Raw genomic sequence first — 14,802 nt, forward strand, 5'->3', positions numbered from 1 at the left:
ATAAAAGAAATGGAAAAAAGTAATATTACGATTCGTTTAGAGAAAAAGGAAGAACATCAGAAAGTAGAAAATCTGGTAAGAGAAAGTTTTTGGAATGTGTATCGTCCAGGATGCCTTGAGCATTATGTATTGCATCAGCTCCGAAATGATCCGGCATTTGTTCCAGAACTGGATTTTGTGATGCTTCTTAATGAAAATGATGAAGATGGTAAGTTGATCGGTCAGAATATGTTTATGAGAACAAGTATTAAAGCGGATGATGGAAGAAATATTCCAATTATGACTATGGGACCGATTTGTATTACTCCAGAACTGAAAAGACAAGGATATGGAAAAGTCTTACTGGATTATTCATTAGACAAGGCTGCGAAATTTGGTTGTGGTGCAGTCTGCTTTGAGGGAAATATTGATTTTTATGGGAAAAGTGGATTCAGACCGGCAAGAGAATTTAACATTCGTTATCATGGACTAGAAGAAGGGCAGGATGCGACTTTCTTTTTATGCAGAGAGCTGATTCCTGGCTATCTGGATGGTATTACGGGAGAGTATGCGACACCAGCGGGATATTTTGTAGACGAAAAGGAAACCGAAGAATTTGATAAGTTGTTTCCTTATAAAGAGAAGAAAAAACTACCGGGGCAGTTATTTTAGTGAAGTGGATTGTGAATATCCACTTCACATGTAAAGGGCAGGAGATTTTACTGGTAAACCATCATCGGATAATGATATTCAATTAATGGTTTATTCGGGACGGAATTAAAGTAAAACATGTACTTGAATTATGCAGATCAATGTGATATAGCAAAACTACCAAATGGTAGTTAAAACAAAACCAATAGGTAATATATAGGGGATGGTTAAAACGAATAATGAGTGATACGAGAAAAAAAGAGATTATCATGGCTACATTGGAACTGGCGGCAAATAAAGGACTTGGTAACGTATCTATGAATATGATTGCAGATAAAGTTGGGATAAAAAAACCATCATTATACAATCATTTTGCATCGAAAGAGGAACTTGTGGAAGCAATGTATCAATTTCTCCGGGAAGAAGCAAAGAAGAATGCCAATGTAGGTGCGATTGATTATACGGTTATTTTTGCCGGAAAGAGTGCATTGGAAATATTAAGGATGATGGTTGGAGGATACTTTCATATGAATCAGCAGGAACATATGCTGAATTTCTATAAGGTTATTTATTCTGAGCGAAATATCCAGCCGATGGCTGCTAAAATTCTGGCAGAGGAAACAGAAAAAATGATCATTGCAACGAAACAGTTATTCTATGCAATGGAAGTACACAAATTACTTCATTTTCAAAATGCAGATATGAGTGCAGTAAGTTTTGCAATGACAGTTCATGGACTTATGGATTATGAACTGGACCTTAGAAGTGGAGGATGTAAAACAGAGAATCAGGAAAGAAACGATCTTGACGAATATCTGCAATGGTTTTGTAAGGAGAATGCAGTAAAATGAAGAAAAAGAATTTTATAAATTATTGCGGACTGCTTGGAGTTGCTGCATTTATTTCTTATACTGCGGCAGTTGTATTTTCTCCACTTGCTTATCCTGGATATAACTGGATGGCACAGGCAGTAAGCGATCTTTCAGGATCAGATGCACATTTTGTCAACGGTAATCGTTGTATTGTTATCTATCATATCACTAATCTTAATCATTATTTCCGGGATAAAAAACAGAAGCTGTTGTTCCTATGGGGTATTTGCAGGAATAGCACTTGGAATGATGATGGTTGGTGCATTAGGTATGAACATTGTTCCGAAAGAGTATTTTGGAATAGTCGAGAGGTTCAGTGTTTTTGCAGCAACAGGTTTTCAGGCGGTTTTGGGAATGCACCTTTATAGGATGGAATTAAATAATTAAAGGAGACGAGGAAGAGTGAAATCAATCATAACGGATAAATGGATTTTATGTCCAGAGTGTAAAGCGAAAACAAGGACGCAGGTTTTGGAAAACACAGAACTAAAAAATTTTCCTTTGTTTTGTCCGAAATGTAAAAAAAATTTTATTATCAATGTAAAAGATCATATAGTGGAATATAAGAAAGACGCCAGACGCTAAGACGCAGAGCAGAAATAAAAAATTTTTGCCTGTGTCTTTTTTTGTACAATAAGCAGGAAAACCGCTGATAAAAGATTTGTTTATATGAAAATTAGAGACAAAATAAAATAAGCTATCTGTGAAGAAAGCAGGAATATAATTGTGAGTAAATACAAGAAAAACAGAAAACATAAGAAAAGGAAATATTCAGTCTTGAAATACGGGCTATTGACAGTAGTGGCTTCTGTAGCTTTGCTTGGGAGTATTTATTCTTATTTTGGCGGACTGGGAACGGGAAAATGTGCCGATATAAATGAATTTGAAAAATATGCGGTAACAGTTGAAGATATTTCAATTCCAGAACAGGCAAAGATTGTTGCATTAGGTGAAGCAACTCATGGAAATCAGGAATTTCAGCAATTAAAGCTGGATGTGTTCAAAATATGATTTCTAATATGATGTTACAGGCACAGGTAACAGAAGAGCAGTTAAAAGAAAGTCAGGAGATTAAAACAGAAACGGGAGTGGTTTTGTCCTGGAAGTATTTGTGTTGGGTGCGGGAACATCCAGTAAAGTCGATCTGTAAAGAAACAAATATTTTATATGGAACTCAGGATGAAATGATCCCGTATAAGATTGTAAAGAGATTTTCGGAAGAAAATAATTGCCGACTGAATTTTGTGGAAAATGGGCAGCATTGGCTTCATACAGACAGGGAAGTAGCGGCTATGCGGAAGTGGGAACAGACCGTATTGGAAGAAAGCAGGAGTATAATTCCAAATAAATAAAGAATTGCATCAAAATATGATATATCCACTAAAAAATAGAGAGAAATAAAATAATGAACAAAAAAATCAATCATCCGGTATTTCAAATCAACGACAGTACCTGGGGACATCTCATAAAAACGGTAAATCCCGATACTTATACCATCGAGTATGGGCACATTGCAGGTTTTTCATCAAAGGAAGAAGCTGAAAGAAGTTACAGGGAGTATGTGAATTCTTATCAGACGCAGATTTTCAGATTAAAAGGATCCAGAAACATGCCTTCCGTTTGCAGATTCCTTCCAAAAAGAAAAATTATCGTAACCAGATAAAGGCATCTTCGAAAGTTCCAGTCGGTAAAATTTATGAAAATCCGTTTGACGACGATTATCTGCTTGAACTTATGGAATAATCTAGGTATAATAGGAACATTATGGGGTGTTCAGAAACTCCAGGTCAAAAACTCTTATGGCAGCTTGAAAAAAGTTTGTGACCAAATAGATTTTTTGATGAATGATAAGCTCCAAAAGTGCTCACAGTTTTGTACACTTTTGAAGCCTGTTCAAAGACAATAACTGCATACTCATCCTTAAATTATATACCTGTTTTTGTTGAGTATGTACAAAAAATTGAAAGGATAAAGATGAGAAAGTTAGCATTAAGTGATAAAATTTTACTTAAAGTTGATAAGGCCGCCCGCTATATCGGCGGTGAAGTCAACTCTGTCATGAAAGATAAAAATGAGATAGATATCCGTTTTGCAATGTGTTTCCCGGATGTCTATGAGATCGGCATGTCAAATCTCGGCATGATGATCCTCTACAACATGTTCAACCAGCGTGAGGACGTATGGTGTGAGCGCCTTTTTTCTCCATGGCCGGATCTGGATAAGGTGATGAGAGAACAGAATATCCCGTTATTTGCACTGGAGTCCCAGGAGCCGATCCGTGATTTTGATTTCCTTGGGATCACTCTTGGTTATGAAATGTGTTATACCAATATCCTCCAGGTACTGGATCTCAGCGGGATTCCGCTGAAAAGTGCGGACCGTGGTGAGGATTTCCCGATTGTGATCGGTGGTGGTGCCTGTGCGTATAATCCGGAGCCGTTGGCGCCGTTTTTTGACCTGTTTTATATTGGAGAGGGCGAGACGGTTTACGATGCTCTTTTTGATGCTTATAAGGCCAATAAGAAGGTCGGGGGCAGCAGGAGAGATTTCCTTCTGGCAGCAGCTAAGATTCCGGGAATTTATGTTCCATCTCTTTATGAGGTTACCTATAAAGAAGACGGCACGATTGCGTCTTTTGTACCAACTGAGGAAGGTGTTCCGGAAAAAGTCCAGAAACAGCTGATCATAGATATGGAAAAAGAATATCGTGCAGTGGAGGCACCGGTTGTTCCACATATCAAGGCTACACAGGATCGTGTGACTCTGGAAATCCAGCGAGGATGCATCCGTGGATGTCGTTTCTGCCAGGCAGGAATGATCTACCGTCCTACCCGTGAACGTGATGTTGAAACTCTGAAAGAATCCGCACGGGTCATGCTGAAAAATACAGGACACGAAGAGATTTCCCTCAGTTCTTTAAGTTCCAGTGACTATTCTCAGTTGAAAGAACTGGTGAATTTTCTGATCGAGGAGTTTCATGGAAAAGCGATCAATATTTCTCTTCCGTCCCTCAGGATCGATGCCTTTGCGTTGGATGTTATGAGCAAAGTGCAGGATGTAAAGAAAAGCAGCCTGACTTTTGCACCGGAGGCAGGTTCACAGAGACTTCGTGATGTTATTAACAAAGGACTGACAGAGGAAGTAATCCTCCATGGCGCTGGCGAGGCGTTTAAAGGCGGCTGGAATCAGGTAAAACTTTATTTTATGCTTGGCCTTCCAACAGAAACAGAAGACGATATGAAGGGAATCGCACATCTGGCTCAGAAGATCGCGGAAACCTATTATGAAGTGGTTCCGAAAGAACAGAGGAAGGGCAAAGTACAGATCAATGTCAGCACCTCCTTCTTTGTACCGAAACCGTTTACACCATTCCAGTGGGCACCGATGTATACAGAGCAGGATTTTGTGGAAAAAGCCAAAGTGGTTAAGAGTGAGATCCGTGCACAGCTGAACCAGAGAAGCATCCGTTACAACTGGCATGAGCCGGATGTAACAGCACTGGAGGGATTCCTGGCACGAGGTGACAGACGATGTGCAGATGTGATCCTGAAAGCTTATGAAAAAGGTGCTCTCTATGATGCATGGACAGAAAATTTTGATTATGGTATCTGGAAAGAAGCTATGGCTGAATGTGGCGTGGATATGACATTCTACACACTTCGTGAAAGAAGCCTGGATGAGATCCTTCCATGGGATTTCATTGATACTGGTGTCAGCCGTAAATTCCTGGAGCGTGAATGGCAGCGTGCAAAAGAGGGTGTTGTGACAGAAAACTGCCGTCAGAAATGTTCTGCATGTGGAGCTATGAAATTTAAAGGAGGTGTCTGCCTTGAAGGTAAGAATTAAATTCAGTAAAGAGGGTCCTATGAAGTTTGTGGGACATCTGGATACCATGCGTTATTTCCAGAAGGCGATACGCCGTGCAGAGCTTCCAGTGGCTTTTTCGGGAGGATACAGTCCCCATATGATCATGTCTTTTGCAGTTCCTCTTGGAGTTGGAATGGAAAGCCTGGGAGATTATTTTGACTTGGAGATGGCAGAAGACATGGCTACGTCTGAGATTGCGGCTCGTCTGGATGAACAGATGGCAGAGGGGATGCATATCGTAAGTGTCCGCAAGGTAGAGGATGGAAAAGCTGGTAAAGCGATGGCGCTGGTGGCAGCAGCAGATTACCTTGTGGAGTTCCGGCTGGGCAAGGAGCCTTCTATTGAATGGAAAAGCCGAGTGGAAGAATTTCTGGCACAGCCGGAGATCAAAGTGACCAAGCAGACCAAGCGCAGTGAAAAGGAAATCGATCTTCGACCGAATATCTATAAAATGGAAGTAAGGGAGAATGGCTTCTTTTATATGCTGGCATCTGCAAGTTCCAATTACACGAAACCAGAACTGGTAACAAATACATTCTTCAAATGGCTGGGAGAAGAACTTCCGGAATTTGCCTTTACAGTGAAACGTCTGGAAATGTATGCAGACCAGGGAGAAAATGCAAGCCCGCGTTTTGTGACGCTGGAATCATTAGGTGAGGAAATTGAGTAAACTGATCATAACAAGGATGGAGATCCATGATGTTCCGTGTACAGTTGCGGCTCTTATTGAAGAGGAACGGATTGTGGAGGTCCGGCTGGAATCCGATCAGGAAAAATCCATTCTTGGAAATATCTATACCGGACAGGTTGAAAATATCGCATCCAATATCCAGGCGGCTTTTGTCCAGATCGGACCTGGAAAGAGATGTTACTATCCCCTTGCGGAAGCGCAGAGAGCTGTTTTTTCCGCAGGAAGAAAAGGAAACGGACCATTGCGGCCGGGAGATGAACTTCTGGTCCAGGTGAGCAGGGATGCCATGAAGGGAAAACTTCCTGCACTGACGTCTAATCTGAATTTTACAGGAAGATATCTTGTTCTTACCACAGGAGATAAAAAATTTGGCCTGTCTTCCAAACTGACACAGGAAGACCGTCATCGTCTCAGCGGATGGCTGAAAGAAGAAGCAGACCGCCCGGATAAAGAATTCGGGATCATTGTTCGTACCAATGCCGCAGATGCTTCCAAAAAAGAAATCCTGAAGGAACTGGAATGGCTGAAGGGCCGTTACCATAAAGCTGTGGTTCAGGGACGGAACCGTACCTGCTTCAGCCTTGTTCTGGAGACCGAACCATTTTATGTGGCGGCTGTACGGGATGCCTATGGCCGTGATCTGGATGAGATCATCACCGATGTGCCCGAGATCAGGGAAGTGATCCAGGGATATCTGGAAGAGATCAGTCCAGAGCTTAAAGAAAAGCTTCGTTTTTATCAGGATAAACTACTTCCTCTTTATAAGTTGTATCGTGTGGAAACGGCACTGGATACGATCCAGAAGGAAAAGGTATGGCTGAATAGCGGTGGTTTTCTGGTGATCCAGCAGACGGAGGCTTTTGTATCGATTGATGTAAACAGCGGAAAATATACCGGAAAGAAGAAAATGGAAGAAACTTTCCGTAAGATCAATCTGGAAGCTGCAGCGGAGATCAGCCGGCAATTACGGCTTCGGAATCTTTCAGGCATTATCCTGATCGATTTTATCAATATGGAAAACCCGGATCACAGAGATGAACTCTTCCATGTTTTACAGAAGCTTCTCAGAAAGGATCCGATAAAGAGCCGGGCCATTGATATCACGCCATTACACATCCTGGAAATGACCAGAAAGAAAGTAAGACGCCCTGTGATTGAAGATATCCGGGAAATTGCAAAAAAATAATAAAAATGTCAAAAAAACTATTGACAGAACAGTAAGTCGCTGTTATGATAATCGAGTATGCCGCACAAAGAGGTTAAAGAGCTTCAGTTTTAAGACAGAAGCCACCGAATTTGGCGAGTAAATAATTAGGAGGTGCCACAGATGTACGCAATTATTGCAACAGGTGGTAAACAGTACAAGGTTGCCGAGGGTGACGTAATTAAAGTTGAAAAGCTCGGTGTAGAAGCTGGTGAAACCGTAACATTTGACAACGTAATCGCAGTTAGCAATGACGGATTAAAAGTTGGCGAAGATGTAAAAGATGCCAGTGTTACCGCTTCTGTAGTTGAAAACGGTAAGAATCGCAAGGTCATCGTTTACAAATACAAACGCAAAACTGGATATCACAAGAAAAACGGACACAGACAGCAGTACACCAAAGTTAAGATCGAAAAGATTAACGGTTAATCTGGTGTCATCATGATTACAATTAAAGTCAGAAAGAAAAACGGATCTTACGTAGAATTTATTTCGAAGGGACATGCCGGTTATGCGGAAGCTGGACAGGATATTGTCTGTGCTGCTGTGTCTGCACTGATTATTACCACTGTAAATTCTCTTGAGAAGTTTACAGATGATAAATTTGATGTGCAGGAAAAGGATGGATTTGTTTCCATTCATTTCAGAAATGATCTTTCTGAACGGGGGATGCTCCTTATGGATTCCTTACTTCTCGGTCTGACGGAAATTGCTGGTAGTTATAACAATCGATATTTGACAGTAAAAGTCAAGGAGGTGTAACAACAATGATGAAGATGAACCTTCAGTTATTCGCACATAAAAAGGGAGTTGGTTCTACAAAGAACGGTCGTGATTCCGAGTCTAAGAGATTAGGTGCGAAAAGAGCAGACGGACAGTTTGTAAAAGCCGGAAACATTCTTTACAGACAGCGCGGAACCAAGATTCACCCAGGTGAAAACGTAGGCTGCGGTAAAGACTATACTTTATTTGCACTTACAGACGGAGTCGTAAGATTCACAAGAAAAGGTCGCGATAAGAAACAGGTTTCTATCGTTCCTGTAGACGCAGAGTAATGAAATAGGTAAAAGGCTTCAAATCGATCCGGTTTGGAGCCTTTTTTTGGAATAGAGGTGTAATATGTTTGCAGATAGAGCAAGGATCATTATCCGCTCCGGTAAAGGCGGCGACGGACATGTAAGCTTCCGCCGTGAGCTGTATGTGCCGAATGGTGGCCCGGACGGCGGCGATGGCGGTCGTGGCGGTGATGTGATTTTTGAGATCGACGAGGGGCAGAATACTCTCGGAGACTACAGACACAGAAGAAAATATAAAGCTGAGGATGGCCAGGAGGGCGGTAAAAAACGCTGTCATGGCGCCGATGGCAAAGATGTTGTCCTGAAAGTTCCGGAAGGAACGGTCATCATGGATGCGGAATCCGGCAAGGTCATTGCGGATATGTCCGGTGAGAACCGCAGACAGATCGTGTTAAAGGGCGGCCGTGGCGGAAAAGGCAATCAGCACTACGCAACAGCTACTATGCAGGTACCGAAATACGCACAGCCAGGACAGCCGGCTCAGGAGCTTGAAGTTCTCCTTGAGCTCAAAGTGATCGCTGATGTTGGTCTGGTAGGATTCCCGAATGTTGGTAAATCCACTTTCCTTTCCCGTGTGACCAATGCACAGCCGAAGATCGCCAACTATCACTTTACAACATTAAGCCCGAATCTTGGCGTTGTAGATACGGATAACGGCGGTTTTGTTATCGCAGATATCCCGGGACTGATCGAGGGTGCATCGGAGGGTGTGGGACTTGGACATGAATTCCTCCGTCATATTGAGCGTACACGAGTTATCATCCACATTGTAGATGCAGCTTCCGTAGAAGGTCGTGATCCGGTAGAAGATATCCACAAGATCAATAAAGAGCTGGAAGCTTACAATCCGGAAATCGCGGCAAGACCGCAGGTGATCGCAGCCAACAAGATCGACTGTATTTTCGACGATGGAGAAGAAAACCCCATTGACCGGCTGAGAGCAGAATTTGAACCGCAGGGTATTTCTGTATATCCGATTTCAGCAGTTACCGGACAGGGTGTCAGAGAGCTTCTTTTCCATGTGAAAGAGCTTCTGGACAAGAGTCCTATGAAACCGGTTGTGTTTGAACAGGAATTCTTCCCTGAAGATGTTCTGGTAAATGAGAATCTTCCGTTTACTGTGGAACGCAGTGAAGAAGATCCGGAAGTCTTTCTTGTGGAAGGTCCTAAGATTGAAAAAATGCTTGGCTATACAAATCTGGATTCTGAGAAGGGATTTGCGTTCTTCCAGAGATTCCTAAAAGAAGGCGGCATTCTGGAAGAACTGGAAAAAGCAGGTATCCAGGAAGGCGACACAGTTCGTATGTATGGCTTTGATTTTGATTATTATAAATAAGAGGTATGACAAATGACAAGTAAGCAGAGAGCATATTTAAAAGGCCTTGCCATGACCATGGATCCGATTCTTCAGCTTGGCAAGGGAGGTCTTACTCCTGAAAATACTGCTGCTGTTGAGGAAGCTCTTGCAGCAAGAGAGCTGATCAAGATCAGTGTTCTTCAGAACTGTCTGGAAGACCCACGTGAAATGGCACAGGTCCTTGCAGAGAGAACAAGATCTCAGGTAGTACAGGTGATCGGTAAAAAGATCGTTCTCTACAGAGAAGGTAAAAAGGATAAGAAAAAGATCATTCTTCCGTAATTTCGGGAGGTCATAATTGAGCAAAAAAGTAAAAAAAATAGGAATCATGGGCGGCACTTTTGATCCCATTCATATGGGACATCTGATTCTGGGAGAAAAAGCCTATGAACAGCTGGGCCTTGATAAGGTTTTGTTTATGCCCTGTGGAAATCCCCCGCATAAACGAAACCGGAAAGGCCGGGCTACCGATGAACAGCGTGCGGAAATGGTTCGTCTTGCCATAAAGGACAATCCTCATTTTGAGCTGTCTCTGATCGAGATGCATGAGGAAGGCTATACGTATACTTACCGGACGTTGGAACAGTTGAATGCAGCGAATCCGGATACAGAATATTATTTTATTATCGGTGCGGATTCCCTTTATAATTTTGATACCTGGAGGGAACCGGGACGCATCTGTCAGGAAGCAGTGCTGGTAGTGGCAACCAGAGATCACACTCCGTTAAAGGAACTTGATCAGCAGATGAAACTTCTGGCTCAAAAGTATAACGGGAAATTTATCCGACTGGATACCATGAATATTGATGTGTCCAGTGAACTTCTCCGTTCCTGGCACAAAAGCGGACAAAGTCTCCGCTACTACGTTCCACAACCTGTGATTTCCTATATTGAGAAAAACGATATATATAAAGGAAATGATTCAGATGGGAAAATATGATTTTATCAAGATAAAAAAGAAACTTTCCAAATATCTGGATGAAGCCAGATTTGAGCATACGATGGGAGTTATGTACACCTGTGCCGCACTTGCCATGGTTTATGGTTATGATCTGGAGGATGCACAGGCTGCTGGTCTTCTTCATGACAGTGCAAAGTGCATTCCTAATAAAAAGAAACTGAAACTGTGCAGCCAGCATGATATTCCGGTATCAGATTTTGAAAAGGATCATCCATTTCTTCTTCACGCAAAACTGGGGGCTTATGTGGCCAGCAGTAAATATGACATTAAAGATGAAGAGATCCTGACAGCGATCACGTATCATACGACAGGAAGACCGGGAATGAGTCTTCTTGAGAAGATTGTATATATCTCAGATTATATCGAACCAATGCGTGACAAAGCCCCGAATCTTCCAAAAGTTCGAAAGATCGCTTTTGAAGATCTGGATGAGTGTATGTATGAGATTTTGAAAGATACACTGGAATATCTGGAGGAAAATCCCAAGGAGATCGACAGTACGACCAGGGATGCTTATGTTTATTATAAAGACCTCCATGACAGAAAAATGCAGGATGCAGCCAACAGACAGGAGGATTAAAATTCTATGAGTATCGAAAAAGAGATGGTCCGGATTGCCTGCAAGGCACTGGATGATAAAAAAGCAAAAGATATCAAGATCATTGATATCCATGAGGTTTCCGTAATCGCAGATTATTTTGTGATCGCAAGTGCTTCCAACCAGAATCAGGTACAGGCAATGGTTGACAACGCAGATGAGATGCTTGGCCGTGCCGGATATGAGGCAAAACAGATCGAGGGAACCAGAAACTCCAGCTGGGTTCTTATGGATTATGGCGATATGATCATCCATATCTTTGACGAAGAGAACAGACTGTTTTATGATCTGGAGAGAATCTGGAGAGACGGAAAGATTCTTGACGCACAGGAATTTCTGGCAGAGGGTGAAGAATAAATTTTGTTTTAAAGTTTACTGTAAAAACATTATGTAAACCATGAAAGGCAAAGAATAACTTCGTATAGAGTCAAGCGGATATTCGCAATCCGCTTCGCTACTTACTTGATTTGGTTAAACAAGCTGAACAAAAAATGCGGTATCCTTTAAACAGATACCGCATTTTTGCTGCTTTCATATAACTGGAAACTGCAGTTTAAGAAAAGAAGCGGAACACTCCAAATACCTTGCCAAGGATTTTCAGGTTTCCAGTGATAATAATCGGTTCCATATTGTCATTTTCCGGCTGAAGACGATAATAACCATTTTCTTTATAGAATGTTTTGACTGTGGCAGAATCATCAATCAGAGCAACTACCATATCTCCGTTTTCGGCGGTGGACTGCTGTTTTACAAGCACCTGATCACCGTCAAAAATACCTGCGTTGATCATACTGTCACCTTTTACTGTTAACATAAAGCTCTGTTCATTTGGCATATATTCTGCCGGGATTGGAAAGTAGGCATCAATGTTTTCGACAGCCAGGATCGGCTGTCCGGCTGCAACGGTACCTACAAGTGGGACATTGACAACCTCACGGCGTACCAGATTGAAATTATCGTCTATAATTTCAATTGCACGGGGTTTGGTTGCATCTCTGCGAATATATCCGTTTTTTTCGAGAGCTTCCAGGTGAGAGTGAACAGAAGAGGTGGACTTCAGATTTACTGCTTCACAGATCTCACGTACAGAAGGCGGAAAACCTCTGTTGAGAATTTCATTTTTCATGTAATCCAGTATTTCCTGCTGTTTTTTGCTGATTCTGCCATATGTCATATGTATTTACCTCCCTGGGTTAAAGTTTATCTGCTGCCGGATATGATATGACAGCGTCACGAAATTATATTTTGAATATTATAACATATTTTTGCGAAAATAGCAAACGGATATTCGGAAAGTATGTTCGCCCGTTTTAGAGCTTGTATTCAGGAAAAGAAAATGTTACAATAAAACGGATTTTAAGAGATGAAAGATGTAAAGGAGGCATTCATTTGCCTGATAATAAAACGCATTCCAGCAGCACACCTGGAATACTGGCAAAACTTCGTAAAATTTTTGGTCTGAACATTGGAACGGTAATGTTTGGAGCGATACTTATCTATATGATTTTCAGTGTGATTCTTTATCTTACGGCTTCTCATATGGAGTCCTATCAGGTTCCGTCAGGTCCTTTGTCCATGAATGAAACATACACCGGATTGTCTATTATGACAGAAAATGTAGTACAGGCAGATGCTGGTGGGTATGTTACCTATTATGCAAGAGAGGGAACCAAGATCAATGCAAATGGAGCTGTATACAGTTTAAACAGCTCCAAGGCTGCGGGCAGCGGTTCTTCTCTGAGTAAGGAGGAGCTGACGGATATCCGCAGTAATATGCAGAGTTTTTCCAAAGGGTTTGATGCAAGTAAATTTAACAGTACATACAGTTTTAAATATCAGCTGAACGGAAGCATTCTTCAGTATGCTTCTGATAACTCCAGTGTATCTACGACCAGTACAGTGAACGAAGACGGGGAGGAAGTTACAACAACTACAACAACAGCTTCCAGTGACCCGAATATACGTCGTGCCCAGACAGACGGTATTATTTTGTATTCTACGGATGGATATGAATCCAAAACCGTCGATACCGTTACAGCAGCTGATTTTGATCAGAATTCTTATCAGGAAACAGATCTGAAAACAGATGGCCAGGTAAATGCCGGAGATGATATTTATACAATTATCACGGATGAACGATGGAGTCTTTTGATTCCGTTAAGTGAAAAACAGGCTGCCAATCTGAAAGACCGCACATCCATACGTGTTAAATTTTTAAAAGATGATCTGACTCAGACCGGAGATTTTTCCATTAAGGAGATTGATGGATCTAAATATGGAAAGATTGATTTCAATAAAGGTCTTATCCGTTATGCATCGGATCGTTTCCTTGAAATAGAACTGGTTACCAATAATGTGACCGGACTGAAAGTTCCGTTATCATCTATAGTAACGAAGGAATTTTATGCAATTCCCTCGAAATATATGACAACGGATAAAGATACACAGCAGTCAGGCTTTATGCTTTCAGGCAGAAACAAAAAAGGAAACAGCACTACAACGTTTATAAATACGGGTATTTACGGACGTGATGAGGCTACGGATGAAAAAACACAGAAAGTAAGTTATATTTATTACGTTGATAAAAGTAAATTCAATGAAGGCGATGCAATCATTGATCCGGACAGCGGAGAAAAGTTTGTAATCGGAGATACAGAAGTTCTGGAGGGCGTTTACTGCATCAACCAAGGGTATGCTGTATTTCGCAGAATTGAAATTCTGGATGAAAATGAAGAATACGCGGTTGTTTCCAAAGAAACATATAATGGACTTGTCAGATATGACCGTATTGTAAAAAATGCAGATAAAGTAAGTGAACAAGATATACTTTATTAATAAAGGAGGCTTTCGGCTATGGTAGCGGAAAATTTAGTACAGGTACAGAAAAATATTGAAGAATCCTGTAAGAAAGTAAATAGAGATCCTGGAGAGGTTACACTTATTGCCGTCAGCAAGACAAAGCCAGTGGAAATGCTTCAGGAGGCTTATGCTGCAGGTGCACGCGTTTTCGGAGAAAATAAAGTACAGGAGATTGTGGATAAATATGATCAGATGCCGGCGGATGTTCAGTGGCATATGATCGGACATCTGCAGCGTAACAAAGTAAAATATATTGTGGATAAGGTTGCGATGATTCATTCTGTAGATTCTCTTCGACTGGCTGAAACCATAGAAAAAGAGGCAGAGAAAAAGGATGTAGTCGTACCGATTCTTATAGAAGTAAATGTAGCTCAGGAAGAGAGCAAATTTGGATTAAAGCCGGAAGAAGTTTTGCCGTTTATTGAACAGATTGCAAGTTTTCCACATATACAGATCAAAGGTCTTATGACAATTGCTCCTTATGTAGAAAATGCTGAGGAAAATCGTGAAATTTTCCGTGAACTCAAGAAATTAAGTGTTGACATTGCAGCTAAAAACATTAATAATGTTACTATGAGTGTTCTGAGTATGGGAATGACCGGAGATTATATGGTCGCCGTGCAGGAGGGCGCTACAATGGTGCGTGTAGGTACCGGTATTTTCGGTGCAAGAAATTACGCAATATAA

Annotated in this window: 21 protein-coding genes; 20 read left to right on the forward strand and 1 reads right to left on the reverse strand. The window is 41.4% G+C overall.

Annotated elements, in window-relative coordinates; genetic code table 11:
• Positions 1-9 precede the first annotated feature (9 nt).
• The 18 genes from AC04Q6_RS03245 to rsfS all read left to right on the forward strand — a co-directional run bounded on the left by AC04Q6_RS03245 (position 10) and on the right by rsfS (position 11,613).
• Positions 10-651: a GNAT family N-acetyltransferase gene (locus tag AC04Q6_RS03245; protein WP_118070054.1), complete on the forward strand. Its 642-nt coding sequence runs from the start codon at positions 10-12 to the stop codon at positions 649-651.
• A 218-nt stretch (positions 652-869) separates the two neighbouring features.
• Positions 870-1,481 (forward strand): TetR/AcrR family transcriptional regulator, encoded by a 612-nt coding sequence (locus tag AC04Q6_RS03250; protein WP_118070052.1) that lies wholly within the window; start codon positions 870-872, stop codon positions 1,479-1,481.
• Positions 1,478-1,870: a DUF998 domain-containing protein gene (locus AC04Q6_RS03255; RefSeq protein WP_021978055.1), complete on the forward strand. Its 393-nt coding sequence runs from the start codon at positions 1,478-1,480 to the stop codon at positions 1,868-1,870. Before AC04Q6_RS03250 ends, AC04Q6_RS03255 begins: the two co-directional genes overlap by 4 nt.
• Before the next feature lie 34 nt (positions 1,871-1,904).
• Entirely contained in the window at positions 1,905-2,087 is a 183-nt protein-coding gene (locus AC04Q6_RS03260; RefSeq protein WP_243003902.1) for a cysteine-rich KTR domain-containing protein, read from the forward strand.
• Between the two features lie 141 nt (positions 2,088-2,228).
• The gene (locus AC04Q6_RS03265) at positions 2,229-2,513 is read left to right on the forward strand and encodes a hypothetical protein (RefSeq protein WP_021978054.1); all 285 of its coding nucleotides are present in this window, start codon (positions 2,229-2,231) and stop codon (positions 2,511-2,513) included.
• Complete coding sequence (locus AC04Q6_RS03270) at positions 2,510-2,854, forward strand: hypothetical protein (protein WP_021978053.1); 345 nt, start codon at positions 2,510-2,512, stop codon at positions 2,852-2,854. The genes AC04Q6_RS03265 and AC04Q6_RS03270 overlap by 4 nt, the downstream gene beginning before the upstream one ends.
• A gap of 53 nt (positions 2,855-2,907) precedes the next feature.
• Positions 2,908-3,165 (forward strand): hypothetical protein, encoded by a 258-nt coding sequence (locus AC04Q6_RS03275; protein ID WP_118070050.1) that lies wholly within the window; start codon positions 2,908-2,910, stop codon positions 3,163-3,165.
• A 311-nt stretch (positions 3,166-3,476) separates the two neighbouring features.
• On the forward strand, positions 3,477-5,348 hold the full coding sequence (locus AC04Q6_RS03280) for a TIGR03960 family B12-binding radical SAM protein (protein WP_118070048.1): 1,872 nt from the start codon (positions 3,477-3,479) through the stop codon (positions 5,346-5,348).
• Entirely contained in the window at positions 5,323-6,039 is a 717-nt protein-coding gene (locus tag AC04Q6_RS03285) for a TIGR03936 family radical SAM-associated protein (protein WP_334292278.1), read from the forward strand. Before AC04Q6_RS03280 ends, AC04Q6_RS03285 begins: the two co-directional genes overlap by 26 nt.
• Positions 6,023-7,246: a ribonuclease E/G gene (locus tag AC04Q6_RS03290; RefSeq protein WP_118070046.1), complete on the forward strand. Its 1,224-nt coding sequence runs from the start codon at positions 6,023-6,025 to the stop codon at positions 7,244-7,246. The genes AC04Q6_RS03285 and AC04Q6_RS03290 overlap by 17 nt, the downstream gene beginning before the upstream one ends.
• Before the next feature lie 141 nt (positions 7,247-7,387).
• On the forward strand, positions 7,388-7,693 hold the full coding sequence (rplU, locus tag AC04Q6_RS03295) for a 50S ribosomal protein L21 (protein WP_015525170.1): 306 nt from the start codon (positions 7,388-7,390) through the stop codon (positions 7,691-7,693).
• Positions 7,694-7,705: 12 nt separating this feature from the next.
• A complete protein-coding gene (locus AC04Q6_RS03300) occupies positions 7,706-8,026 on the forward strand; it encodes a ribosomal-processing cysteine protease Prp (protein WP_021978048.1) in 321 nt (106 codons plus the stop codon).
• A 5-nt stretch (positions 8,027-8,031) separates the two neighbouring features.
• Positions 8,032-8,319, forward strand: a complete 288-nt coding sequence (gene rpmA / locus AC04Q6_RS03305; RefSeq protein ID WP_015525168.1) for a 50S ribosomal protein L27 — start codon at positions 8,032-8,034, stop codon at positions 8,317-8,319.
• Between the two features lie 64 nt (positions 8,320-8,383).
• Positions 8,384-9,676, forward strand: coding sequence for a GTPase ObgE (gene obgE, locus AC04Q6_RS03310; RefSeq protein ID WP_118070044.1), 1,293 nt, complete (start codon positions 8,384-8,386; stop codon positions 9,674-9,676).
• 12 nt (positions 9,677-9,688) lie between these two features.
• A complete protein-coding gene (gene yhbY, locus AC04Q6_RS03315; protein ID WP_021978046.1) occupies positions 9,689-9,979 on the forward strand; it encodes a ribosome assembly RNA-binding protein YhbY in 291 nt (96 codons plus the stop codon).
• Positions 9,980-9,995: 16 nt separating this feature from the next.
• Entirely contained in the window at positions 9,996-10,637 is a 642-nt protein-coding gene (gene nadD, locus AC04Q6_RS03320) for a nicotinate-nucleotide adenylyltransferase (protein ID WP_118070042.1), read from the forward strand.
• The gene (yqeK, locus tag AC04Q6_RS03325; protein WP_021978044.1) at positions 10,624-11,238 is read left to right on the forward strand and encodes a bis(5'-nucleosyl)-tetraphosphatase (symmetrical) YqeK; all 615 of its coding nucleotides are present in this window, start codon (positions 10,624-10,626) and stop codon (positions 11,236-11,238) included. Before nadD ends, yqeK begins: the two co-directional genes overlap by 14 nt.
• Positions 11,239-11,244: 6 nt before the next feature.
• Positions 11,245-11,613, forward strand: coding sequence for a ribosome silencing factor (gene rsfS / locus AC04Q6_RS03330; RefSeq protein ID WP_021978043.1), 369 nt, complete (start codon positions 11,245-11,247; stop codon positions 11,611-11,613).
• A 196-nt stretch (positions 11,614-11,809) separates the two neighbouring features.
• Here rsfS and lexA read toward each other — a convergent pair whose 3' ends face one another.
• Complete coding sequence (lexA, locus tag AC04Q6_RS03335) at positions 11,810-12,430, reverse strand: transcriptional repressor LexA (protein ID WP_021978042.1); 621 nt, start codon at positions 12,428-12,430, stop codon at positions 11,810-11,812.
• A gap of 215 nt (positions 12,431-12,645) precedes the next feature.
• On the opposite strand from lexA, the gene AC04Q6_RS03340 reads away from it, so the two are divergent.
• Both AC04Q6_RS03340 and AC04Q6_RS03345 read left to right on the forward strand, forming a co-directional pair.
• Positions 12,646-14,091, forward strand: a complete 1,446-nt coding sequence (locus tag AC04Q6_RS03340; RefSeq protein ID WP_021978041.1) for a biotin/lipoyl attachment domain-containing protein — start codon at positions 12,646-12,648, stop codon at positions 14,089-14,091.
• A gap of 18 nt (positions 14,092-14,109) precedes the next feature.
• Positions 14,110-14,802 (forward strand): YggS family pyridoxal phosphate-dependent enzyme, encoded by a 693-nt coding sequence (locus AC04Q6_RS03345; protein ID WP_021978040.1) that lies wholly within the window; start codon positions 14,110-14,112, stop codon positions 14,800-14,802.

This window comes from Blautia sp. HA9023 (assembly GCF_056504095.1).